This is a genomic window from Haemophilus haemolyticus M19501 (assembly GCF_000222025.1).
GTDB classification, from domain to species: Bacteria; Pseudomonadota; Gammaproteobacteria; order Enterobacterales; family Pasteurellaceae; genus Haemophilus; species Haemophilus haemolyticus_G.
Genome location: NZ_AFQO01000017.1, coordinates 17,041 through 40,382, shown reverse-complemented (window position 1 = coordinate 40,382; position 23,342 = coordinate 17,041). Strand labels below are relative to the sequence as shown.

Genomic DNA, 23,342 nt, shown 5'->3' with positions numbered 1-23,342 from the left:
ATCTATGCAAAGATATATCAATTAATGAAATAGAAAGTATACTTTCAAAATACGTGAATAAATATAAAGAAAACTCCTCACTACCTGATCTTAAATTTTTTAGACTTAATGCTACAGGGTTGGGATATATTAATGAAGAAGATCTGGATTTTATGAGGATAAGATCAGAGTTCTATAAAATTTTTAAAAAACAAAACTTAATTTTAGAAAATAATAATACTATTAACAATTTATATAAATTATTGCCATTTATAAAAGCTGGAGACTGGAATAATACGTATAGCAGCTATGAAAAATACAAGTATAAAGTTTTTCTGACTGAAGAAAATGTTAATCAAGTTATGGAAGGCTTAATTGATGATAGCAATAATTATAATGGATTATATAATTTTTGTTACTTTCTTGATGAAAGATATAAAACAAATCATACTATTGATGGAATAACATTAGCAGAATATTTGGAAGCTGAAGAAAGCTTTATTGATAAGTTTATAGCTTGCTTAACTAATAGATATAATTCAAAAGAGCTTGATCCATTTGATAAATTTAAATTAGATGAAATTTTAAATATGCTAAGGCTAAAAAAAGAAAGATTCAAAGTTCATTAGTCTCCCCCATGATAGCGCAAGCGTCCTCGCTTGTGCCTCTCAGCTAAAAGCGCGATCAAAAAATCCAAAGAATTTTGAATATTGGTTATGCCAACGGCTTATAAATAAAATTCGTAATGTTTTTATTAAGCTGCACCAGCGTGACCGCTGGTACTATCTTTCTTTATTTACACTCTATTGGCACACGCTTCACAGCGTGTGCCTAATTCCAACAAAAATACTTCAAAAATCAACCGCACTTTATTTAATGTCCAAGGCACGTATTAGGAAACGCGCACCAGCATAAACATTAATCACAAAAGTGCGGTTAAAATTTCCAACGTTTTTATATTTACTGCAACAACCAATCCACCACATAAATCACTTCAATCCCATCAATCTCCGTTTGTTCGTAATATTTTCCCGTAATTAAAATCTTTTTATAGTTATCTTTAATATGCAAAAGATTATCTGTTTCGTGGGTATTTTCAGGGATTTCAAAGGCAACTTGTACATATAGAATTTCATCGGCTTTTCGGGCGATAAAATCAATTTCTTTGCTGTCGAGTTTACCGACATCTACGGTATAACCCCGTCTTAGCAATTCAATAAAAACGATATTTTCTAAACGATTGGCATAATTTGCCCCTTTTTTGCCGATAGCGTGTCGTCTCAAACCGTTATCCACAATAAAATATTTCGCGTTGGTTTTTAAATAGCCTTTTCCGCGAATATCGTATTGTTTTGCTTTATAAAAAAGAAACGCATTTTCTAACAGATCAAGATATTTGCTGATCGTGTGATTTGAGGTGGGGACACGTTCGGATGTGAGCGTGTTGCTGATTTTGCTTGGATTCACCAACTGTCCTACGTTATCCGCCAGAAAGAGAATCACGCTTTTAAGAATATGGGTATCTTTCACGCCGGCTCGATGCGCAATGTCATTCAGCACAATGGAATCAAAAATGCCTGATAAAATCGTTTCTTTTAAAGGTTCATTAGCAATAGCAACACTGGGGAAACCACCGTATTTTTCGTATTCCGAATAGAGTTTATCGACCAATCTTGATTGACTATCCACATTTTTGGCGTGCAAAAATTCTTTGAAAGAAAGCGGGTAAATTTTGATTTCTATATACCTACCGCTTAACAGCGTCGCAAGCTCGCCAGAAAGCAAATTGGCATTAGAACCCGTGATCACAATATCGGTGTTAAAACTCACGCGAAGCCCATTGACGATTTTTTGCCAACCTTCCACAAATTGAATTTCATCAATCAGAAAGTAGGTTTTAGCTGGGGAAGACGGCATTTTTTCTTGAATAAGCTGTTGGAAATCTTGAGCGTCTTTCACCCATTGATATTCAAAAGATTCAAAATTGAGATAAATAATGTTTTCGGAAGCAATGCCCTGCTGTTGCAAGTAATCACGGTATTGCATGAGTAACACCGATTTACCAGAACGACGAACACCCGAGATGACTTTAATAAAATCGGTATCTTTAAATTGAATCAGTTGTTGTAAATAATTTTCACGAGAGATCATAGCTTTACTCATTGGAAGTTAATTTCATATCTGTAAAAAAGTGTACAAAAATCGGAAGTTAATTTCCATATTTTATTTTTTTGTGTGTATTTGGAATTACATTTCCAGTTTTTATTGCATTTTTTAGTCTCATTCCAATCCCTTGCACAATCCCCAATTTCCGCTATCATACGCGCTTTCTTATTTCTCGGAATTTTGTATTTATGAATAAATTAAAGATGGCATTGTTTGTGGGTGTCCTAGTGAGTTTATTTGCTTGTACCACAACACATCAGCCCAAGAAAACGGTTAAATCTCGATTTTTAAAGAATAATATTAGCCAAGCTGAGTTAAATAATTCGGTTAATTACAAGCCATATCATTATCGTTGTAATAATAAAGAAACTGGGGGGATTTCTCATTTGACGACTTATTTCCCTCTTTCGCGTGAAAGCCGTATGAAAGATAACTTCGGGTTTTATTTCCAGTTAGATAATGGTAAGGCGGTGCCTTTTGATCATTCATATACGCTGACACTGAATGCGCGCGGTACAAAATTTGAAGTGGTTTATCGTTCGTATGATCCAATTCAAGGAAGTTATGTGGACTTAATCGCGCGATCTCAAAGTTCCATTTACTACAAGAATCAACAAGGCAAGCAAGTTCCTTGGTTGATTTGTAAGGGCGGTTGATTTTTCTCGAAAATACTTTTTTACTTTCAGCAAAATGAGAAATTGGAATTAAGTTTCCAATTTCTCTATTCCATAAATCTCTCTTTTTTCTACATCAAATTTCACGCTTATATCAAAGGCTTGTGCAAGATTCGCTGAATTTAGCACCGCTTGTGTTTTGCCAGTCGCAATGATTTTGCCTTTATTGAGCAAAATCACTTCATCACAGTATTTATATGCAAGGGATAAATGATGGATCGCTACAACGCAAGTATGCTGGGGCGTGAGCGATTTTAATTGTTCCATCATGTCTATTTGGTAATAGGGATCGAGTGGTGCGATAGGTTCATCAGCAAGCAATATCGGTGCATTTTTGATACAACAACGAGCGAGTTGCACTCGTGCTTTTTCTCCGCCTGACAGTTTCTGAAAGGATTTATTAAGCAAATGTTCTATCGAAAATTTTTGTGAAATCTCCGTGATTTTTGACCGCTCTTTTGCCGATGATAATGGCGAATTTAAGCCGAGAGCAATCACATCATAAACCGATAAATCCCAATGGATATTGGTATCTTGCGCAAGATAAGCGAGTTGCTGGCTTTTTTCCGTTGTACTCATTTTGCTTAACGGGCTATTCCCAAAATAAATTTCACCTTTTGCAATAGGTAAAATTCCTGCGATCGTTTTGAGCAAAGTTGATTTACCCACACCATTTGCGCCCATAATGCCGATCAGTTTTCCTTTAGGAAGCGTGCAGCTGATGTTGTTTAAGCCATAAGGCTGAGAAAGGTTTTCGATTCTAATCATTATCTTGCCAACTTGCGTTGCTCCGTAATTAAAATCCAAATTAAGCAAGGGGCGCCAATGATTGCGATGAGCGTGCCAATATAAATATGTGAAAAGACAGGAATATATTGCACGCAAAGATCCGCAATAAGTAGCAATAATGCGCCAAGTAATGCACTGGTGATGTAAAGTTGCGAAGGGCGTTTTTTTAGCAATAGGCGAGCAAAGTGCGGTGCGATTAAGCCAACAAAACCGATAGTGCCTGTTTGTGGAATCGTTGCTCCAACTAATAATGCCACGCCAAAGGTCATGACGAAAAAGCTACGTTTAGGATTTACGCCCATTGTACTTGCAGTTTCTTCACCGAAGGTGAGCAAGTCAATATAGCGGCGTTCACGATACAAACAGAATAATCCCAATAATACGATTGGAAATGAAATGAGTAGCGTATCAAATTTTGCCGATACAAGAGAGCCTTGTAGCCAGCGGTACAGTTCAGCCAACGCCCACGGGCTTTCTGCGTTCGAAAGTAGCAATGCGACGGCAGCAGAGAGAAACATATTGACGGCTAAACCACTTAAAATCATCGCCGTTGTACCGTGGTTTTTAGCGATTAAATAAACCAATAAAAAACTAGATAACGCGCCAGCTACACCGCCAATAAGCAACAGACTTAAGGGTACGGAAAAATAGTAAAGCAAAAAGACACTGGTGGTGGTTGCACCGGTACTACTACCCAATAATCTGGGACTTGCAAGTGGATTTTGAAATATCCCTTGTATTGCATTGCCTGCTAAAGCAAGGCTTGCGCCAGTTAAAATGGCTAGTCCGATGCGCGGTAGGCGAATATCAAGCAATACGAGCGAACGCATATCCGTAAGCACACCATCGGCATTTTTGAGATGAGCAAAATCGCCGAGCTGATGATAAATTGCAAAACTGCTAATCAACAGCAACGCTAAGAAAAGTGCGGTATTTAATTTTAGTGTTTTGGTCAATGAATAATTTCCTATGTAATCCAAATATCATTTTAATTGTTGATAAATCTTCTCTGCACCTTGCCACACGCCGTGATCGAAGCAATAGGTATATTTCATTGGAATACGAAAGTGCGGTCGATTTTTAAAAAGATTTTGTAAAAGCGGATGTTTAAGTAATTCCGCTTGCTCGTTGTAACTTTGTTGGTCGCTGATTTCAATCAACACGTTTGGGTCAGCTCGTAACACTTTTTCAAGAGAAAAATTTTGTTCCGTAAGCAGTGTTTTTAGCGGGGTTAAGCCTAGCAAATTAAGTAAAGTAGGTACTGTGGCGTATAAGTTTCTACAATGCCTGTATCTGAAAGTATTAATGTGTCAGTGAGTGATAGATTGAGGCGAGAATCTTGTAATTTAAGTTTTTTAACCAAAGATTCCGCATGGGTTTCGTTACCCGTAAGTTTGCCCAAGTGCAATATAAGCCCAAATAATTCTTCTGCCGTTTGTGGCGTGTTATTAATTGGCTCAATTTTTGCCCCGAGTTTTTTCAAATCTGCTACAAGTTGTGGGTAAAAGGTTTCATTGATAAGAAACGTTTTATCGAGATAGGGCAATAATGCGGTGAGTTGCGGCTCAAGGGTTGGTTTATCCACATTGAGTTTATCCAACATCATCAAGCGATTTTTAGAATAAGGAGATTGTGCGGCAATTTGCTCAGGAAAAGTGCGGTAGTAATTAAGTTAGTTTTCATTAAGTTGGTTCCTCTTTTTAAAAAAGTGCATTATTCTGGCACAATAGAAATTCATTTCCTAGTTGAGAATTTTCATTTACTTTACAAATTCTGTCCATTTTGTAAAAAAATTCGTTTTTTGACCGCACTTTTTCGCCTTTATCCGCCTTACGCTTTCAAGTATAATGCGGGCATTTTTAATCACATTAGATCAACGATTATGAGCACAAAATTTAACGTAAAAACATTCCAAGGTATGATTTTAGCCCTACAAGAATATTGGGCAAACCAAGGCTGCACCATTGTGCAACCTTTTGATATGGAAGTGGGTGCAGGTACTTCTCACCCAATGACCGCATTGCGTGCATTAGGCCCAGAGCCAATGGCATTTGCTTATGTTCAACCTTCACGTCGTCCGACCGATGGTCGCTACGGCGAAAACCCAAACCGTTTACAGCATTACTACCAATTCCAAGTAGTGATCAAACCTTCTCCAGATAATATTCAAGAACTTTATTTAGGCTCGCTTGAAATGCTCGGCTTCGATCCAACACAAAACGACATCCGTTTCGTGGAAGATAACTGGGAAAACCCAACCTTAGGTGCTTGGGGCTTGGGTTGGGAAGTATGGCTAAACGGTATGGAAGTAACCCAGTTTACCTATTTCCAACAAGTGGGCGGCTTAGAATGTAAACCTGTAACAGGCGAAGTGACCTACGGTTTAGAGCGTTTAGCTATGTACATTCAAGGCGTCGATTCTGTGTATGACTTAGTTTGGTCTGATGGTCCATTAGGCAAAACCACTTATGGCGATGTTTTCCATCAAAATGAAGTTGAGCAATCAACCTATAACTTTGAACACGCAAACACAGATTTCTTATTCTACTGCTTCGATCAATACGAAAAAGAAGCACAAGAGTTATTAGCTTTAGAAAAACCGTTACCATTGCCAGCTTATGAACGTATTTTGAAAGCAGCACACAGCTTCAACTTGTTAGATGCACGTAAAGCAATTTCGGTCACCGAACGCCAACGCTATATTTTACGTATTCGTGCCTTAACCAAAGGGGTGGCTGAAGCCTATTATGCAAGCCGTGAAGCCTTAGGTTTCCCTGGTTGTAAAAAATAACGCTTAAAGGTAATTCAAAAAAGTGCGGTAAAATTTGACCGCACTTTAGGAGAGAAAAATGAGCAAACCCATTCTTTATTATGCGGCAGATTGCTCTGATACTGCGCCATTTGTGGCGGAGTTAAAACGCTTGGGCGTGGATTATGAGTCAGTGGAAGTACTATCTTCCATCCCGAATTTGAAACAATGGTTACGCTTGCGTGATCGTCACACCGCATTTGATGATGCAAAAGCACAAGGCTATGCGGGCTTTCCGGCGTTATTGTTAGATGACGATCGTGTTATTTTGGATGAATCCAAACTAAAAGAGATTTTCTAAAATGGTGAACAAAACCCTTAGCCTTTGCAACTTCAGCGATGATTTTGACCGCTTGTAGTAATGCGCAACCGCAAACTGAAATGCCAACTTTGGGCGGTCAAACCGATGCTCACGGTTGCTTACCAAGTTCGGGGCAGTCTTATTCTTATTTGAGAAAAGCCTGTGTACACGTGTTTGATGTAGCGGATATTAAGCTAGATGACCCCGCCAATAAAACCCAAGCGGTTTACGGCATTCTTTCGGAAGATAAACAACAGGTTGAAGTGTTTGCGTCTGATTTGCCAGAAAATACGGTTTTAGATGTGGTAAAAGGCGGCTATGTCTCAAAAGATGGTAAAGTGCGTTTAATGAAAACCAAGACAAGTTGGAAGATTCGTAAGTAATGAAGAAGGTCAGTTTTTTACAATTTTTATTTAAAATTGGCGATGACTATTTAATGTTTCTACGAAATTTAACGCCTGCAGTGTTATTTTTATCACTGGCATTATTTATGTTTTCTGAGTTGGATTGGGTACATTGGGGCTGGAGTGATGTACTAGTGCTGTTTTTATGCCTCGCTTCTGGATTTATTGCACTCAGTGTAATGGCAATCAATACTGTCGCTTTTCTACGCAAGATGCTGAAAACCTTAAGAGCATTAAGCGGAGAGAGTGAACTTGATGAAAATATTGGTACGCTCGCATTATTTAAAATGCTCTGGGTGGAGAGCAACAGTAAACAACTAATCTTTTTTGCGGTAGTCAATATTGTTGCAGTATTTATGGTGTTAGTTTACGGCACCAAATATGCCTTGAATTTTTATAGTTCAATTTCAACATTAAATGATTAAGTCTCGAATATGAAAAAAATAACCCTAAAATTTACCGCACTTTTGCTTGGCTCTGCTTTAGCAACTAGTGTGTTAGCAACAGAAAATAGCTCAAATTCCTCAAGTTCTGATTATGAATTAGAGAAAGTATTGATTTTTAGCCGACACGGATTGCGTTCGCCAGTGGAAAAAGATCCGCAAGAAATGGCGAAATATTCCCCTTATGAGTGGGCAAAATGGAATGTACCATCTGGCTATCTCACGGCAAAAGGGACGGTGCTAGAAACCTATTTCGGACAGTATTTAGGGCAATGGCTGGCAGACAAAGGATTATTAACAACAGAACGTTGTGCATCAGGCAAAGGCATTTTCGCTTATGCGAATGGCGTGCAACGCACCATTGCAACAGGTCAGGCGATTGTTTCTGGTGCATTTGCAGGTTGTAATGTTCAACTGCAACATCACGGTAAAATTGGTTCAGAAAAAGATCCGATTTTTAACACCCAAGCGCATAATCCAAGTAAAGCCTTAATTGAATCTGCAAAAAGCAAAGTAGATTTAAATGCGTTACAGCAAAAACTTGCACCAAATTATGCGTTATTAAGTAAAATCATTGATTATAAAAATTCACCAAACTGCTTACAAAAAGGCGAATGTGATTTAGGTGGAAAAGTCGGTGAATACAGTATTAAAGATGGTAAGTCAGTCAAAATTACTGGTTCTATTAGCACCGGGAAGAAAATTGTCAGTGCGTTATTGCTTTCACATTATGTGGGTAAGCCTGATTCAGAAATCACAAACGGCCGCGTGGATAGCCAAGAAAAATGGCGTGCAATTAACGAAATTAAAAACGAATATTACCGCACTTTATTTAAAAACAACGAAGCATTGGCACAAAATGCATCATATCCGTTGTTAGCATTTATTCAGCAACAGCTAAATAGTGAAAATAAAATTAACTTATTGGTTGGACACGATTCTAATATCGTTGCTCTGCTTGCAGCACTGGGTGTTGAGCCTTATGAATTGAATGATTCATTGGAAAATATCCCAATCGGTGGCAAGTTGCTATTTGAAGTGTGGAAACACAAACCAAGTGGCAAGCTTAAATTTAAGTTGGATTATGTGTATCAAACCACTGAACAACTGATTAACATCACGCCATTAAGTTTAGCAACACCACCAAATCAAACGGCATTAACCCTCAAAGGCTGTGAAAAAGATGCAAATGGTTTTTGTGATTACGAACGTTTTCAACAGGTGTTGAGTGGGAGTATTGAAAACGGTAAGAAGTAGCGTTCATGCAACCCTATGAAAAATACTTAAAAGAGAATTCGCAGAAATTGCGAGTGGAGCAAACGGATGCGGAAAGAAAATTATGGCAACACATCAATCGAGATCAATTATTAGGCTTTCGATTTAATCGACAAAAGCCACTTTTAAGTTATATTGTTGATTTTTATTGTGCGAAAGCAAAGCTGATTATCGAATTAGATGGTAGCCAGCATTATGAACCTGATTATCAGGAAAAAGACGCATTGCGAGACGCAGCATTAAATTCACTTGGTTTTACGGTGATGCGGTTTAGCAATGATGAAGTCATACGTGAAATTGAAGCGGTAGTAGAGAAGATTTATTTGTTTTTAGAGAATGTGAGGGCTAATTGAGTATGAGGCTGGATTAACCTCTGACAAATCTCCCCTACCCCTCTTTGCTAAAGAGGGGGGAAGTTCTTGAGTAAATTGACAGTAGCGGGCTATTTATATTTTAGAATATGAGGGATTATTGAGTATGAAGTTGGATTAACTTCTGTCACAAACGCAAGCGTTTGAACGTTGCTTTAGCAACGGCACGAAGTGCGAGCGAAGCGAGTAAATCTCCCTTACCCCTCTTTGCTAAAGAGGAGAATTCTTGAGTAAATTGATAGTAACTGACTCATTTACATTTTAAGTTTAATAGAGATTAAATTATCTGCTTTCAAAAAACGTTAAAATAGAACATAAATATTTAACTCTCCAAAGATCCAATCCCCTCTTTAGCAAAGATGAATAGGGGAGATTTGGCAGAAATGATAACGGGAAATATAATGAAGCAACATACTTATCAAACTACGGTAGAGTGGGTTGGAAATTTAGGAGCTGGTACTTCATCTTATATTGCATACGAACGGGATTTTATTGCTTCGGCATTGAATAAACCTAATATTTTAGGTTCTGCTGATCCTGCTTTTCGTGGCGATAAAACTCGTTGGAATCCTGAAGATATGCTACTGGCATCTATTTCTGCCTGTCATAAATTATGGTATTTACATTTTTGTGCAGTTAATAACATTATTGTGCAAGAATACCGTGATGAAGCAATAGCAATTATGGATGAAGGCAATTCTGAGCATGCTGGACGATTTATTTCGGCAACATTAAAACCTCGTGTGAGAATTTCAAGCGAGTCGGATGCCGTTAAGGCATTGGCATTACATGAAAATGCACATCACGCGTGTTTTATTGCAAATTCACTTAATTTTCCGGTGAAATGTGAAGCTATTATTGAAAAAGATTAAATTAAAATAAAATGGTGCCAAGGTGCACCTTACCAGAGAAAACAAAATGACAACCCAAAACTTCCTAGTAGAAATTGGCACGGAAGAGCTGCCACCAAAAGCTCTCAAAACATTAGCAACCTCTTTTGCGGATAACGTTGAGGCGGAATTAAACCAAGCGGGCTTAACCTTCGACAAGATCGAATGGTTTGCGACACCGCGTCGTTTGGCGGTGAAAGTGTTGAACTTAGCCACACAGCAACCGAGCAAAGAAATCGAAAAACGCGGGCCAGCAGTATCTGCAGCCTTTGATGCAGAAGGTAAACCAACTAAAGCGGCAGAAGGCTGGGCGCGCGGTTGTGGTATTACCGTTGAGCAAGCAGAACGCATTGCGACTGATAAAGGCGAATGGTTAGTTCATCGTGCAAAAATTGAAGGTCAGCCGACCAAAAACTTGCTAAACGACATTGTGGCTAATGCCTTAGCAAAATTGCCAATTCCAAAACCAATGCGTTGGGCTGACAAAACCGTGCAGTTTATTCGTCCTGTTCATACTGTGACCATGCTGTTAGGTGATGAGTTAATCGAAGGTGAAATCTTAGGTGTAGCAAGCGCACGCACCATTCGAGGTCACCGTTTCTTAGGCGAGAAAGAATTTGAAATTCAACATGCAGACCAATATCCACAATTATTGCGTAAAAAAGGTTATGTAGTGGCTGATTTCAACGAGCGTAAAGCAGAAATTCTTGCAAAATCTCAAGCAAAAGCGACCGCACTTGGCGGCGTGGCTGATATTGAAGAAAGCCTGCTTGAAGAAGTGACTTCGTTGGTGGAATATCCAAACGTATTAGCGGCAAAATTTGAAGAGCGTTTCTTAGCTGTGCCTGCGGAAGCATTGGTTTACACTATGAAAGGCGACCAAAAATATTTCCCAATTTATGACAAAGACGGCAAATTATTACCGCACTTTATTTTCGTATCGAACATCAACCCAGAAGATCCAACCGCGATTATCGAGGGGAATGAAAAAGTGGTTCGTCCACGTTTAACCGATGCGGAATTCTTCTTCAAAACCGACTTAAAACAAAAACTGGTCGATCGTTTACCACGCTTAGAAACCGTGTTGTTCCAACAACAACTGGGCACATTGAAAGACAAAACAGACCGCATTGAGCAACTTGCAGGCGAAATTGCAAAACAAATTGGTGCAGATGAAGCGAAAGCAAAACGTGCAGGTTTACTGTCAAAATGTGACTTGATGACGAACATGGTATTTGAATTCACTGATACGCAAGGTGTAATGGGTATGCACTATGCTCGTCACGATGGTGAAGATGAAGAAGTCGCAGTCGCATTAAATGAGCAATATATGCCACGCTTTGCGGGTGATGAGTTACCAAAATCGTTGGTGGCAAGTGCGGTCGCTTTAGCGGATAAATTTGACACTTTAACAGGGATCTTCGGCATCGGCCAAGCACCAAAAGGTAGTGCAGACCCATTTGCATTGCGTCGTGCGGCATTAGGTGCATTGCGTATTATCGTTGAGAAAAACTTGCCGCTGGATTTGGACGATTTAGTGAAAAAATCCACCGCACTTTTCGGTGATAAACTCACCAATCAAAATGTGGTTACTGATGTCGTGGACTTTATGCTCGGTCGTTTCCGTGCATGGTATCAAGATGAAGGCATTGCGGTGGATGTAATTCAAGCGGTATTGGCGCGTCGTCCAACTCGTCCAGCTGATTTTGATGCGCGTGTGCGTGCGGTATCACACTTCCGCACGTTAGATTCAGCAGAAGCGTTAGCGGCAGCAAATAAACGTGTAAGTAACATCTTAGCCAAAGCGGATGCTGCAATCGGCGAGATCAATTTGACCGCTTGCGTAGAGCCTGCAGAAAAAGCCCTGGCGGAAGCAGTACTTGCATTACGCACTGAAGTACAACCGCTTATCGCAGAAGGCGATTACACCGCAGTATTAGATAAATTAGCGAACTTACGCACACCGGTAGATAGTTTTTTTGATAACGTAATGGTAAATGCTGAAGATCCAGTATTACGCCAAAACCGCTTAGCGATATTGAACACACTTCAAGAGTTATTCTTACAAGTGGCGGATATTTCAGTGCTTCAATAATGATAAAAAGGGATGATTGATTTTTCATCAATCATCCCTTCTTTTATAGACTTCAAGTGATTATTTCTCTATAATCACCGCACTTTCCCCCCTTAGCTCAGTCGGTTAGAGCAGGCGACTCATAATCGCTTGGTCACTGGTTCAAGTCCGGTAGGGGGGACCATTTCCTCTTACTATACCCTTTAAATTTCCTTAGATTAATTACTTTTATCAATATTTATTACTTTAATTCTAGATCTTATTTTTTGAATAGGACTCTCATTAGAAATAATCGGTAATGATTTCTAGAAAATGGTGTGTTAGCTAAAAGCATTATTTCTGATAGACCTAATACCTACATCACATGAAAAATCCATAGAATCTCTCTTGATATTCCTTTCGTAATGGTGTTAAATCACTCATATATTGTGAGGTTATATCTTATTTAAATTATGTGTCAATTACTCGGAATGAATTGTAATACGCCGACGGATATTGTCTTTTCTTTTGAAGGTTTTCGTCGTCGTGCTGGTTTAACTGATTGTCATTCAGATGGCTTTGGAATCGCTTTTTTTGAAGGGCGTGGAGTGCGTATTTTTCGCGACAATCAAGCTGCTAGCCTTTCCCCCATCGCTGATTGTGTGAAGCAATATAAAATCAAGTCTTTGAATGTCATTGCGCATATTCGTAAGGCGACTCAGGGTGAAGTGAATATTGAAAATACTCATCCGTTTATTCGTGAAATTTGGGGGCAAAACTGGGTTTTTGCGCATAATGGTAATCTGAAAAACTTACCAGATATGACAGAACATTTTTTGCAGCCAATCGGTTCTACAGATTCTGAAGCTGCTTTTTGTTATATGGCGGAATATCTTAAAAATACTTTTCGTAAAAAACCGAGTGAAATGGAAATTTTTGAGGCTATTCAAAAAGTAACAAAAGAGCTTGCTCAACACGGCACATTTAATTTTATTCTCTCTAATGGCGAATGGATGATAGCTCATTGTTCAACGAATTTACATTATGTTATGCGACAAGCGCCTTTTGGTAAAGCGCACAGAATTGATGATGATGGTGTCATTGATTTTAGTGATTATGCAAAGGAAGGCGATAAAGTGAATATCATTACAACCTTTCCATTAACCAAAGATGAAAATTGGACAAAAATGGAAAATGGTGGATTTGTATTTTTCAAGAACGGGGACAAAATTGCTGAAGTGGTAGGTACTCCGAAAGAATCGATTGATGATGGTACCTTAGGTAATCGAGTAGCTTAATTAAATCTAGCCAAATAAAAGTGCGGTTAAACTCAAAGAGAATTAACCGCACTTTTTTTATTGAAGCGTGAAACTAATCGGCACATTTAACCCAGAAGGGAATCCTGAAGGTCTTGCACCGACAGGTCTTGCGCTGTTAACTGCTTCTAATGCTGCATTATCTAGGCTTTCATCACCTGATGATTGAGTAACGCGAGCACCACTTAGTGAGCCATCAGGACCTACATTGAAGGATACGCTAACTTTACCTTGCTTACGCATCATTTTTGCGCGAGTAGGGTAACGTTTATGACGTTCAATTTCACGACGAATTGCGGAGCGATAGGCTGCCATTTCGCTTGTGTCGGTTCCACTACCTGCTACTTGTGCATTGCTATTGGTGGCGCCAGTTGTGGTTGCTTTAGCATTCACGTTTGCATTTGAATCAATATTTTTATCACCTTTTGGTAGATCTTTATTGATTGGTTTTTCTTGTGGTTTAACGTCTTTTTTCGGTTTATCCTTTGGCTTTTCTTTAGGTTTTTCTTTTGGTTTTGGCTTTTCTTTTTCTGGTTCTTTGATTTTTTGTGGTTCAGGTTTCACTGTTGGATCTTCCACAACCTCTTGTTTTTCTGGTTCTGGATCTTTTTGTACATTTTCTGGCTCAGGAGCAGGTTCTTCCATCACCATGCCTTGCACCATTTCCATGGAAATACTTGTGGATATGTCGCCTGATACGCTATTGGCGCTATCACTTGGCTTATTCCAACTCCATAAGATTAATCCTACAACAATGCTGTGCACGATCAAAGAAATAAGCAAACCTAATAGCGAACGTTTTGTTTGCTGCATAATTATTCCTTAAGGCGTCGTTGGCACAGATTGAGCGGGTGCAGATTCTTGAGGATTTTTACCCGCACTTTTACCCTTATCTTTCATAGAAACAATAGCTACATTTTTGATCTCATTTTTAGAGAGCATATCTGTAATGGTCACAAAATCTTGGAAGGAGGCTTCAGCATCAATTTTTAATGTGACTTTTTGATCTTTGTTCCATTGGGCAATTTCTGCTTCTAGGGCTTCTTGCGTAATAGGTCTATCATTGAAATAGAGTTGTTTATCCGCTGTCACAGTCAATAATTTAGCAAGCTCATCAGCTTTAAATGCAACGGCTGTACTGGCTTTAGGCACGTTAACTTGAATTTTACCTTGAGAGATAAAAGACGCAGTGATAAGTACCACAGCAAGTAACACCAACATAATATCAATGAAAGGGATAATGTTGATTTCATCGAATTTTTTCACGGACTATTCCTTATCTTTTTGTTCGTTTAACACTTTCCATTTCAAACGATTAACTTCAACTTTACGACCTAAACCGTTATAAAACACCATCGATGGAATAGCCACAAGAATACCTAATGCTGTCGCTTTTAATGCTAAAGATAAGTGCATCATAATCACGCCGGTATCAATTTCACCACCGCCATGACCGATTTGATAAAACGTTAATAAAATCCCGATAACTGTACCAAGCAAACCAACATATGGTGCATTTGCGCCAATGGTAGAAATAACGGTCATATTGCGATTTAAATCGATATCTAATGCGTGAATGGTGGAATAGTGTGCGACGTTTACCTTTCTTAAGAAAAGATAACGTTCAATTACCATGGCTAGCATAATAATGCTCATCAGTAATAATAAACCGATGATAAAGTAGTCACTGTACTGTTGTAAAAAATCAAAAAGCTGCATCATTTTTTTCTGTCCTTATTATTTGAGAAATATCTTGGGAATATAATTGAGAATGAATTTCAATCAAGGATAAATTCTAGCAAAGGCAGAATAACGCGTAAATATTGAACTGAAAAAATAATGAATTTTTACCGCACTTTATATAGAAAAGTGCGGTAATTTTTGAAGAGTTATAGGGATCGAAGATAATCAACAATAATTTGATGATGTTCTGTTGTTTTGAATTTATCAAATACGTGAATAATTTTTCCGTTTTCATCAATTAAAAAACTAATTCGGTGAATACCATCGTAAGTTTTACCCATGAATTTTTTTTCACCCCACACGCCAAATTGTTCTGCAATTTTGTGATCAGGATCGGAAAGTAGTGTGAAATTAAGGGCTTTTTTCTCAATAAATTGAGCTAATTTTTTCGGTGTATCGGGGCTAATGCCAAGTACAACTAAACCTAATTCATCTAATTCTGATTTACTATCACGCAATCCGCATGCTTGCGTTGTACAGCCAGGCGTGAGTGCTTTCGGGTAAAAATAGACTAACACCTTTTTACCGCGAAAATCATTTAAAGAAACGGGTTGTTCTTGCTGATTTAATAACGTAAAAATGGGTGCTTGGCTACCAACGGATAACGGATTCATAAAAAGCTCCTTTGATGAAAAAATATTTGCAAATTCAAGTCATTTTAGCGACTATAACGAGCTATACCAAATAATAAAATTAAAAAACCAACGGAGGTTCTATGTCAGCACAAAATCATTTATTTTCAGGTAGTATTGTTGCACTTGTTACGCCAATGAATAATTACGGCGAAGTAGATTTCGCTTGTTTAGAAAAATTGGTGGAATATCACGTTCAGGCAGGCTCTAATGCGCTTGTTTCTGTGGGAACAACAGGTGAATCAGCAACATTAAGTATTGAAGAAAATGTAAAGGTTATTGAGAAGACGGTTGAATTTGCCAAGGGGCGTATTCCTGTGATTGCTGGTGCAGGTGCAAATGCGACAAGCGAAGCAATTACAATGACAAAATTATTACGCGATAGCGGCGTTGCAGGTTGTCTATCTGTTGTACCTTACTACAACAAACCAACCCAAGAAGGAATCTTCCAGCATTTTAAAGCCATTGCTGAATGTACAGATTTACCGCAAATTCTTTATAACGTACCAGGTCGTACCGGTAGCGATATGAAGCCAGAAACTGTTGCTCGTTTAGCAAAAATCAACAACATTGTTGGTATTAAAGAAGCAACTGGAGATATTAGTCGTGTCACCAAAATTAAAGAACTCGCAGGCAAGGATTTCATCGTTTTAAGTGGTGATGATGCAACGAGTTTGGATGCGATGAAACTCGGTGCAGAAGGCGTGATTTCTGTAACGAATAACTTAGCACCAAAAGATATGGCTGATATGTGTCGCTATGCTCTTACGGGAGATTTTGCTAAAGCCGAAGAAATTAATGCTCGCTTAATGCGTTTACACCATGATCTCTTTATTGAATCAAACCCAATTCCTGTGAAATGGGCGGCTTATCGTTTAGGTTTAATTAAGTCAGCACATCTACGCTTACCATTGACGGTGTTAAGCGAAGAGGTTCAACCAAAAGTGGAAGAAGCACTAAAAATCGCAGGATTATTATAAAAATCAGGGGTAAGTCATTACCCCTAAACTTTTTGCATTATAGGCTGTCGAAGTGCGGTCAAGATTCATAAAGTTTTCAATTTAGTTAAGGTTCAAATATGAAAAAAATAATGTTGAGTTTAGCAGCGGTTATCGTATTGGCTGGCTGTTCGTCTGATCCTGAAGCATTAAAGACTGCTAATGATTCTTTCCAAAAATCAGAGGCTTCTATCCCTGGATTTTCACCGTTGGCGAGCGGGGGCGTAATGCTACCAAAAGCAGACGATACTTATGCGTTGCCTAATATTGCTGTGAAAAAGGGAGAAAATATTGATATTCGTCCTCCATCAACACCGTTAGCGATTATTGAAAATTCATTAACACAATTCGATGGTGAACGAGCATTGATCGTGTATCCAGAACAGCAAGCGAGTGTGTATAACCTACAACAAGTTGAACGCTTATTAAAAGAAGACGGTATTTCATCAACGACGAATGGTGCGATTTTAACGACGGACTGGTCGCCAACAGGAAGAATTGGTGATAAGTCGGGCACTGAGATCAAATATCAAGTAGAACAAGTTATGGCTCAAGATGCGAGTGCACTAGCAGTATCTGTTTTACAAATGCGTCGTGATGGCGTAATTTTCACTCCAAGTGTATCTGATAAGCAACGTTATACGTCTGAACGCTTAAACCGCATTGTGTCTGCATTAACTTCTGCTTACAACAAACAGCAACAAGATTTATCTGGCGCTTCTGTGGGTGCGGTAGCTTCGCAAATTATTCAGGATTTGAATGGCCAAACTGCATTAGCGATGAATGTTAATTTTGGTCAAGCATGGGAAAAATTAGGTGGAGCTTTACCTAAAGTAGGTTTTGCGATCAAATCTGAAACTGCGGGTAAAGGTTATCGTGAATTAAAATATTCAGCATTAAAAAAAGAAGATTGGTTGCGCATGGGGACTGAACTTCCAGAGCTCGAAAACGGTACTTACCAAATGCAAATTTCTGATCATGGCAGACAAAGCTCCGTTGTCATTTCGGATGAAAAAGGCAAAGCATTGTCTGGCGATTCAGCCGAGAGAATTTACCAAGCAATTAGTAACTTGATTGCAAGATAAATAAAAGCTCAGCATTAGCTGAGCTTTTTCTTTAGAATAATCCCAATTTTTTCATTTGTTCAATGACGGGTTCGACTTGAATCTCTGCCATCAAATTTTTCCCTTTTAGTTTGGTTGCCCAAGGTAGTTCAGATGACGGTTTGCCAAATTCTTTTTGGGCATTTTCTTCATATACTGATACCACGTTATCTAAATTATTATAAGGCGCAGTACGCAAAGGATTGTGATAGGCATACAAGCCAATAACGGGTGTACCTTGTGTTGTCGCAATATGGGCAGGGCCAGAATCTGGCGAAAGCACCAAATCAACCTTAGAAATTAAAGCGGTAAGCTGTTTTAGGTTTGTTTTTCCTGCAATATTGGTTGGCGTGAAATGGCAAAGTGCGGTAATTTTTTCGACTATTTCTAATTCACGTTTGGCTGGCGAACTGCAGAAAATTACATTGACATTATTCTGATGGGCAATATTGGCAACCTCTGCATAACGTTCGATTAGCCAATCTTTTTCTGCTTTACTAGAACAAGGGGAAATTAATAAATTTTTACGAGAGAAATCAATAAATTGATCGGCAAATTTATAATCATCTTCTGAGATAGCTAATTCCCATTTCGGTTCTGATTTCGGTACGCCAATATATTCAGCGAAAGCCATAAATCCATCTAATACATGGGGCGATGAGGGATCGGTGATACGACGATTTACAAATAGCCATTGCCCTTCGCGAGAACGTTTTTCTCCAAATCCAATTTTGTATTTGGCTTTAATTCCTAAAGAAAGGATTGATGCACGAAATGCTGTTTGCATATTTAATAGCGCATCAAACTGTTTATTTTTTAGTTGTTTCCAGAGTGATAAAACGCCTTTCCATCCCGCCTTTTTATCGTAAGGAATGAGTGTGATATGAGGAATGCCCGAAAGCAAACCCATTTCGGTTTTACCTACAATCCACGTAATTTCTGTTTGGGGATAATGTGCCTGAATGTGCTGAACCACAGCTAAGGCATGACAGACATCGCCTACAGCTGACAATCGGAGAATACAAAGAGATTTTGGAGCTTCGATAAAAAGTGGCATTGACATTCCTTTCTCATTTAACTTGCGCCTATTTTAAAGTAGAATGAGTGCATTTTCTATTCATAACAACATTTCCATGCACCAATTCCAACAAGATAACCAATATTTTATCTTTAATTTTGACCGCACTTTTGAGCAAGCAACTGAGTTTTTCCAAGCGGAATTTTGGCAAAAACAAGAACGAGTGATAGGAAGTGCAAAAGGTCGAGGCACCACTTATTTCTTGCAAACGGAAGATTGGTTTGGCGTAAATTGTGCGTTGCGTCATTATTATCGCGGTGGACTTTGGGGGAAATTGAACAAAGATCGTTATCGTTTTTCTGTTCTTGAAACTACCCGTAGTTTTGCTGAGTTTCATTTGTTGCAACGTTTGTATGAAGCGGGGTTACCTGTGCCTAAACCGATTGCCGCACGTATTCAAAAAGGCAAGTTAGGTATTTGCTATCAAGCGGATATTTTGACGGAAAAAATCGAAAATGCGCAGGATTTAACCGCACTTTTACAAACACAAACATTGCCAAAAGAAACTTGGATGCAAATTGGTCGTTTGATTCGAAAATTACATGATTTACAGATTTGCCATACAGACTTGAATGCACATAATATTTTGCTTCAACAGACTGAACAAGGGCAAAAATGTTGGTTGATTGACTTTGATAAGTGCGGTGAAAAATCTGGAGATTTTTGGAAAGTGCAAAATCTGAATCGTTTAAAACGCTCCTTCGAAAAAGAAGTTGGACGAATGAATATTCAATTTACCGAGCAAAACTGGGCTGATTTAACGGCAGCTTATCATCAATAAAAGGATTGATTATGAAACAAAAAATCGTACTTGCTACAGGCAATAAAGGCAAAGTGAAAGAAATGGCTGATGTCCTATCTGATTTTGGTTTTGAAGTGATTGCGCAAACAGATTTAGGCATTGAAAGCCCAGAAGAAACAGGCTTAACTTTCGTTGAGAATGCGTTATTAAAAGCGCGCTATGCCTCAGAAAAATCAGGTTTACCTGCTATTGCGGATGATTCTGGCTTGGTGGTTTCCGCACTTAATGGCGCACCGGGTCTATATTCTGCACGTTATGCTGGTGAAGAGGGAAATGATGCTAAAAACCGTGAGAAATTATTGGCAGAGCTTGCTCATGTTGCACAAGATAAACGCCAAGCCAAATTTGTGAGCTGTATCGTGTTTTTACAGCATCCAATGGATCCATCGCCAATTATTGCCGAAGGTGAGTGTCACGGTGTGATTGGTTTTGAAGAAAAAGGCGAAAATGGTTTTGGTTATGACAGTTTATTCTTTAGCCCAGAACAATGTTGCACATTTGCTGAATTAGAAACAACTGAGAAGAAAAAAATTTCTCATCGTGCACGAGCATTGAAAGTATTAAAAAGTAAGTTATAAGCTTAGTTGAAAGTATGATGATAAAAGGCACGCATATTTTTATATGTGTGCCTTTTTATATGGAGTTTATCTATAGCGGAAAAGCAACATTATTCAGCATGTTCACTTAAAAAACCGCCACTTTGATGATTCCAAAGTTTAGCGTACAGACCATTACGCTCCAGTAATTCAGCATGGGTACCCTGTTCGACAATTTGCCCTTTATCAAGCACAATCAGACGATCCATCGCTGCGATGGTGGATAAACGATGGGCAATGGCAATCACTGTTTTATTTTCCATCATCTTATCGAGACTTTCTTGTATCGCCACTTCTACTTCTGAATCCAGTGCGCTTGTGGCTTCATCTAACAATAGAATTGGCGCATCTTTTAACATGACACGAGCAATAGCAATGCGCTGACGCTGACCACCAGAAAGTTTTACACCTCTTTCACCCACATGGGCATCGTAGCCTTTTCTGCCTTGAGCATCAGTGAGGAATGGAATGAAATCAGCGGCTTCTGCTCTTTCAGCTGCTAAAACCATTTCTTCATCTGTGGCATTCGGGCGTCCATAAATAATATTGTCACGAACAGAGCGATGTAGCAGCGAAGTGTCTTGGGTCACTAAACCGATTTGGAGGCGTAGGCTTTCTTGTTGCACATCTAGTACATCTTGCCCGTCAATGGTAATCTCACCTTGTTGTGCTTCATAGAAGCGCAGCAACAAGTTCACAATTGTAGATTTTCCAGCACCTGAGCGACCGATCAGTCCGACTTTTTCACCAGGTTTGATGGTGAGATTGAAATGATTGAGTAATGGTTTTGTCGGATCATAAGCAAAGGTAATATCGTTAAACTTAATTTCCCCTTGTGTCACTTGTAACGGCGATGCTTGAGGTTTATCCACAATAGTGTGAGGTTTAGTTAAGGTATTCATTCCGTCATTTACGGTGCCGATATTCTCAAACAAACGGGCAGACTCCCACATAATCCAACGAGACAGCCCATTTACGCGTAATGCCATTGCCGTTGCCGTTGCTATTGCACCCACGCCAATTTGACCATTTTTCCATAAAATAATACCAAGTATTGCAGTACTTAACGTAAGGAGAATATTTGTAGCGTAAGTGAGTGTATCTAGTGATGTTGCTAAGCGCATTTGAGCGTGCACTGTGACCATAAAATCTTCCATAGAACGCTTGGCATAAGCGGCTTCGCGCGAACCATGAGAGAATAATTTTACTGTAGCGATATTCGAATAAGCATCTGTAATGCGTCCTGTCATTAATGAACGCGCGTCAGCTTGTCGTTGTGCAGTCTTTGATAATTTAGGAATGAGGGTTCGTAGTATAAAAATAAAAATAGTAATCCAAGCAATAAATGGCAGTAAGAACCAAGAATCTAATGCTGCGAGAACTAAGCCTGATGTAATAAAATATACGATGACATATACAAACATATCCGCAAGTGTGAGCACTGTATCACGAACAGCAAGTGCGGTTTGCATGACTTTGGCAGACACTCTGCCAGCAAATTCATCTTGATAAAAACTTAAACTTTGTCCAAGCATTAAACGATGGAAATTCCAACGTAATCGCATTGGAAATACGCCTTGTAAGGTTTGTAAACGTACGGTAGAAGCTAAAAATCCCCACACGATGCTAATAAGTAATAGAGCAGCCATGCCAATTAATAAATGGCCTTTTTCTTGCCATAATGTCTTAGGCGTGAATGTCCCTAACCAATCTACAAGCGTTCCCATAAATTGGAATAATACGGCTTCCATTACACCAGTACCCACCGTTAGCACTGTCAGTAAGAGAATCCAGCCTTTCATTCCTTCCATGCTAGACCAAATAAAGCGCAATAAACCTTTTTTAGGTGTTGTTGGGTTACCTTCTGGATAAGGATTTAAACGGTTTTCAAACCACGAAAAAATTTTGTTAAACATATCTTTTCCTTAAAAAGAAAAGGCAACAGATGTTGCCTTTCAAAAAAACTTGGCGATTATAGCGCAAAAATTCTCCAATTTATAGGCTGGCAGATTTTCTGTATTGGCTTGGCGAAAGTTGGTAGTAATTCTTAAAGGCTTTACTAAAATGCGCCTCAGATTGATACCCCACTTCTAAAGCAATAGCAAGCACGGATTGTTGGGATTGTTTTAATAAAAACGCTGCCGATTGTAACCGCACTTGAGTAATAAAACGCCCTGGCGACATACCAAGTTGTTGTTGAAAAACACGAATAAAGTTTGCACGAGACATTGCAGAAAGATCGGCTAATTGTTCAATTCGCCAATCTTCTTGAGGACGTTGTAATATCGCACCTAGCACCGCATTTAATCGCTTATCTTGCAACGCGAGTAGCACACCGCCTGTAATTAAGTTCTCTTGAATCGCATGGCGTAAAATATAAATTAAAAGCACATTCGAAAGTGCATCGACGACTGATTTCGTGCCTGCATCGTTTTTTTGTGCTTCTTGTAGAAAAAGCTGAACCAAAGGATGAATCGGTGTATCGCATAAATTGAGATGCAAGTATTCAGGCATAGAAGCGGTGAGGAGTGCATCTTGCTGATAATAAAACGCCCCGCAGAACATTTTTAAATCTGGTGTGCCTTGCCCTACTTGATACAATTCAAATGCACCTTGCCAGCTTTTTTTCAATGATGCGTCCTTTGTTTTATCAGACGAATGACGCATAAAGTGCGGTTGATTTTGGGGAAGGAAAAAGATATCGCCTTCCTTTAAATGAAATTGCTTTTGTCCGAGTGTAAGCCAGCATTCGCCTTGTTCAATAAGATGGAATACGCCTTTTCCTGCATCTTTTTCTTGGTGGGCAACTTGCCATTCACCTTGAAATTCACAGCGAATATTAATTTCCCCACGCACTTGTGCTAAATGGGTGAGTTTATCTAAATAATCCATAATGAGATGTTAGCGATAAAAATTGAGA

25 protein-coding genes, 1 tRNA gene and 1 pseudogene are annotated in these 23,342 nt (G+C 38.9%); 16 read left to right on the top strand and 11 right to left on the bottom strand.

Annotation, left to right across the window (positions count from 1 at the left end):
- A partial coding sequence (locus GG9_RS09590) for a hypothetical protein (protein WP_032825209.1) occupies nt 1-608 on the top strand: 608 nt, incomplete at its 5' end.
- 331 nt (nt 609-939) lie between these two features.
- On the opposite strand, the gene GG9_RS00140 is transcribed toward GG9_RS09590, so the two are convergent.
- On the bottom strand, nt 940-2,142 hold the full coding sequence (locus GG9_RS00140) for an ATP-binding protein (RefSeq protein ID WP_005632934.1): 1,203 nt from the start codon (nt 2,140-2,142) through the stop codon (nt 940-942).
- Between the two features lie 191 nt (nt 2,143-2,333).
- On the opposite strand from GG9_RS00140, the gene GG9_RS0109060 reads away from it, so the two are divergent.
- Nucleotides 2,334-2,801 (top strand): hypothetical protein, encoded by a 468-nt coding sequence (locus tag GG9_RS0109060; protein WP_005636334.1) that lies wholly within the window; start codon nt 2,334-2,336, stop codon nt 2,799-2,801.
- Nucleotides 2,802-2,849: 48 nt separating this feature from the next.
- Here the strand turns inward: GG9_RS0109060 and GG9_RS00145 are convergent, their stop codons facing one another.
- The 3 genes and pseudogenes from GG9_RS00145 to GG9_RS0109055 all read right to left on the bottom strand — a co-directional run.
- The gene (locus tag GG9_RS00145) at nt 2,850-3,587 is read right to left on the bottom strand and encodes an ABC transporter ATP-binding protein (RefSeq protein ID WP_005632929.1); all 738 of its coding nucleotides are present in this window, start codon (nt 3,585-3,587) and stop codon (nt 2,850-2,852) included.
- The gene (locus GG9_RS00150; RefSeq protein WP_005632926.1) at nt 3,587-4,564 is read right to left on the bottom strand and encodes a FecCD family ABC transporter permease; all 978 of its coding nucleotides are present in this window, start codon (nt 4,562-4,564) and stop codon (nt 3,587-3,589) included. The genes GG9_RS00145 and GG9_RS00150 overlap by 1 nt, the downstream gene beginning before the upstream one ends.
- Nucleotides 4,565-4,591: 27 nt before the next feature.
- Nucleotides 4,592-5,259: pseudogene (locus GG9_RS0109055) on the bottom strand (substrate-binding domain-containing protein); the annotation flags it as partial.
- A gap of 231 nt (nt 5,260-5,490) precedes the next feature.
- On the opposite strand from GG9_RS0109055, the gene glyQ reads away from it, so the two are divergent.
- The 10 genes from glyQ (at nt 5,491) to GG9_RS00195 (ending at nt 13,452) form a co-directional block, all read left to right on the top strand.
- Nucleotides 5,491-6,399, top strand: a complete 909-nt coding sequence (gene glyQ, locus GG9_RS00155; protein WP_005632923.1) for a glycine--tRNA ligase subunit alpha — start codon at nt 5,491-5,493, stop codon at nt 6,397-6,399.
- Nucleotides 6,400-6,457: 58 nt separating this feature from the next.
- Nucleotides 6,458-6,718: a hypothetical protein gene (locus GG9_RS00160; RefSeq protein WP_005632921.1), complete on the top strand. Its 261-nt coding sequence runs from the start codon at nt 6,458-6,460 to the stop codon at nt 6,716-6,718.
- A 38-nt stretch (nt 6,719-6,756) separates the two neighbouring features.
- Complete coding sequence (locus GG9_RS00165; protein WP_005632918.1) at nt 6,757-7,101, top strand: hypothetical protein; 345 nt, start codon at nt 6,757-6,759, stop codon at nt 7,099-7,101.
- Entirely contained in the window at nt 7,101-7,547 is a 447-nt protein-coding gene (locus GG9_RS00170; protein ID WP_005632917.1) for a hypothetical protein, read from the top strand. Before GG9_RS00165 ends, GG9_RS00170 begins: the two co-directional genes overlap by 1 nt.
- A 9-nt stretch (nt 7,548-7,556) precedes the next feature.
- Nucleotides 7,557-8,822: a histidine-type phosphatase gene (locus tag GG9_RS00175; RefSeq protein ID WP_005632915.1), complete on the top strand. Its 1,266-nt coding sequence runs from the start codon at nt 7,557-7,559 to the stop codon at nt 8,820-8,822.
- A gap of 5 nt (nt 8,823-8,827) precedes the next feature.
- Complete coding sequence (locus tag GG9_RS00180) at nt 8,828-9,193, top strand: endonuclease domain-containing protein (protein WP_005632911.1); 366 nt, start codon at nt 8,828-8,830, stop codon at nt 9,191-9,193.
- A 419-nt stretch (nt 9,194-9,612) separates the two neighbouring features.
- Nucleotides 9,613-10,083: an OsmC family protein gene (locus GG9_RS00185; RefSeq protein ID WP_005632909.1), complete on the top strand. Its 471-nt coding sequence runs from the start codon at nt 9,613-9,615 to the stop codon at nt 10,081-10,083.
- Between the two features lie 46 nt (nt 10,084-10,129).
- On the top strand, nt 10,130-12,196 hold the full coding sequence (gene glyS / locus GG9_RS00190; protein WP_005632908.1) for a glycine--tRNA ligase subunit beta: 2,067 nt from the start codon (nt 10,130-10,132) through the stop codon (nt 12,194-12,196).
- An 86-nt stretch (nt 12,197-12,282) separates the two neighbouring features.
- Nucleotides 12,283-12,359, top strand: a tRNA-Ile gene (locus GG9_RS0109050).
- 268 nt (nt 12,360-12,627) lie between these two features.
- Nucleotides 12,628-13,452, top strand: coding sequence for a class II glutamine amidotransferase (locus GG9_RS00195; protein WP_005632906.1), 825 nt, complete (start codon nt 12,628-12,630; stop codon nt 13,450-13,452).
- A 57-nt stretch (nt 13,453-13,509) separates the two neighbouring features.
- On the opposite strand, the gene GG9_RS00200 is transcribed toward GG9_RS00195, so the two are convergent.
- From GG9_RS00200 to bcp, 4 genes are all read right to left on the bottom strand, one after another.
- Nucleotides 13,510-14,283, bottom strand: coding sequence for an energy transducer TonB (locus GG9_RS00200; RefSeq protein ID WP_005632904.1), 774 nt, complete (start codon nt 14,281-14,283; stop codon nt 13,510-13,512).
- Between the two features lie 9 nt (nt 14,284-14,292).
- A complete protein-coding gene (gene exbD / locus GG9_RS00205; protein WP_005627856.1) occupies nt 14,293-14,736 on the bottom strand; it encodes a TonB system transport protein ExbD in 444 nt (147 codons plus the stop codon).
- Nucleotides 14,737-14,739: 3 nt separating this feature from the next.
- Entirely contained in the window at nt 14,740-15,192 is a 453-nt protein-coding gene (gene exbB / locus GG9_RS00210) for a TonB-system energizer ExbB (protein WP_005627854.1), read from the bottom strand.
- Between the two features lie 167 nt (nt 15,193-15,359).
- Complete coding sequence (gene bcp / locus GG9_RS00215) at nt 15,360-15,827, bottom strand: thioredoxin-dependent thiol peroxidase (protein ID WP_005632902.1); 468 nt, start codon at nt 15,825-15,827, stop codon at nt 15,360-15,362.
- Between the two features lie 101 nt (nt 15,828-15,928).
- Here bcp and dapA point away from each other — a divergent pair, with 101 nt between their 5' ends.
- Both dapA and bamC read left to right on the top strand, forming a co-directional pair.
- Entirely contained in the window at nt 15,929-16,825 is an 897-nt protein-coding gene (gene dapA / locus GG9_RS00220) for a 4-hydroxy-tetrahydrodipicolinate synthase (protein ID WP_005632900.1), read from the top strand.
- A 98-nt stretch (nt 16,826-16,923) separates the two neighbouring features.
- Complete coding sequence (bamC, locus tag GG9_RS00225) at nt 16,924-17,928, top strand: outer membrane protein assembly factor BamC (RefSeq protein ID WP_005632898.1); 1,005 nt, start codon at nt 16,924-16,926, stop codon at nt 17,926-17,928.
- A gap of 31 nt (nt 17,929-17,959) precedes the next feature.
- On the opposite strand, the gene GG9_RS00230 is transcribed toward bamC, so the two are convergent.
- A complete protein-coding gene (locus GG9_RS00230; protein WP_005632896.1) occupies nt 17,960-19,003 on the bottom strand; it encodes a glycosyltransferase family 9 protein in 1,044 nt (347 codons plus the stop codon).
- Nucleotides 19,004-19,079: 76 nt separating this feature from the next.
- Between GG9_RS00230 and GG9_RS00235 the strand changes: the two genes are divergently transcribed.
- Nucleotides 19,080-19,805: a 3-deoxy-D-manno-octulosonic acid kinase gene (locus tag GG9_RS00235; RefSeq protein ID WP_032825212.1), complete on the top strand. Its 726-nt coding sequence runs from the start codon at nt 19,080-19,082 to the stop codon at nt 19,803-19,805.
- A gap of 11 nt (nt 19,806-19,816) precedes the next feature.
- Entirely contained in the window at nt 19,817-20,404 is a 588-nt protein-coding gene (gene rdgB, locus GG9_RS00240) for an RdgB/HAM1 family non-canonical purine NTP pyrophosphatase (protein ID WP_005632893.1), read from the top strand.
- Between the two features lie 89 nt (nt 20,405-20,493).
- Here the strand turns inward: rdgB and GG9_RS00245 are convergent, their stop codons facing one another.
- Both GG9_RS00245 and GG9_RS00250 read right to left on the bottom strand, forming a co-directional pair.
- Complete coding sequence (locus GG9_RS00245; RefSeq protein ID WP_005632892.1) at nt 20,494-22,338, bottom strand: ABC transporter ATP-binding protein; 1,845 nt, start codon at nt 22,336-22,338, stop codon at nt 20,494-20,496.
- A 79-nt stretch (nt 22,339-22,417) separates the two neighbouring features.
- A complete protein-coding gene (locus tag GG9_RS00250) occupies nt 22,418-23,314 on the bottom strand; it encodes a cupin domain-containing protein (RefSeq protein WP_005632891.1) in 897 nt (298 codons plus the stop codon).
- Nucleotides 23,315-23,342 lie beyond the last annotated feature (28 nt).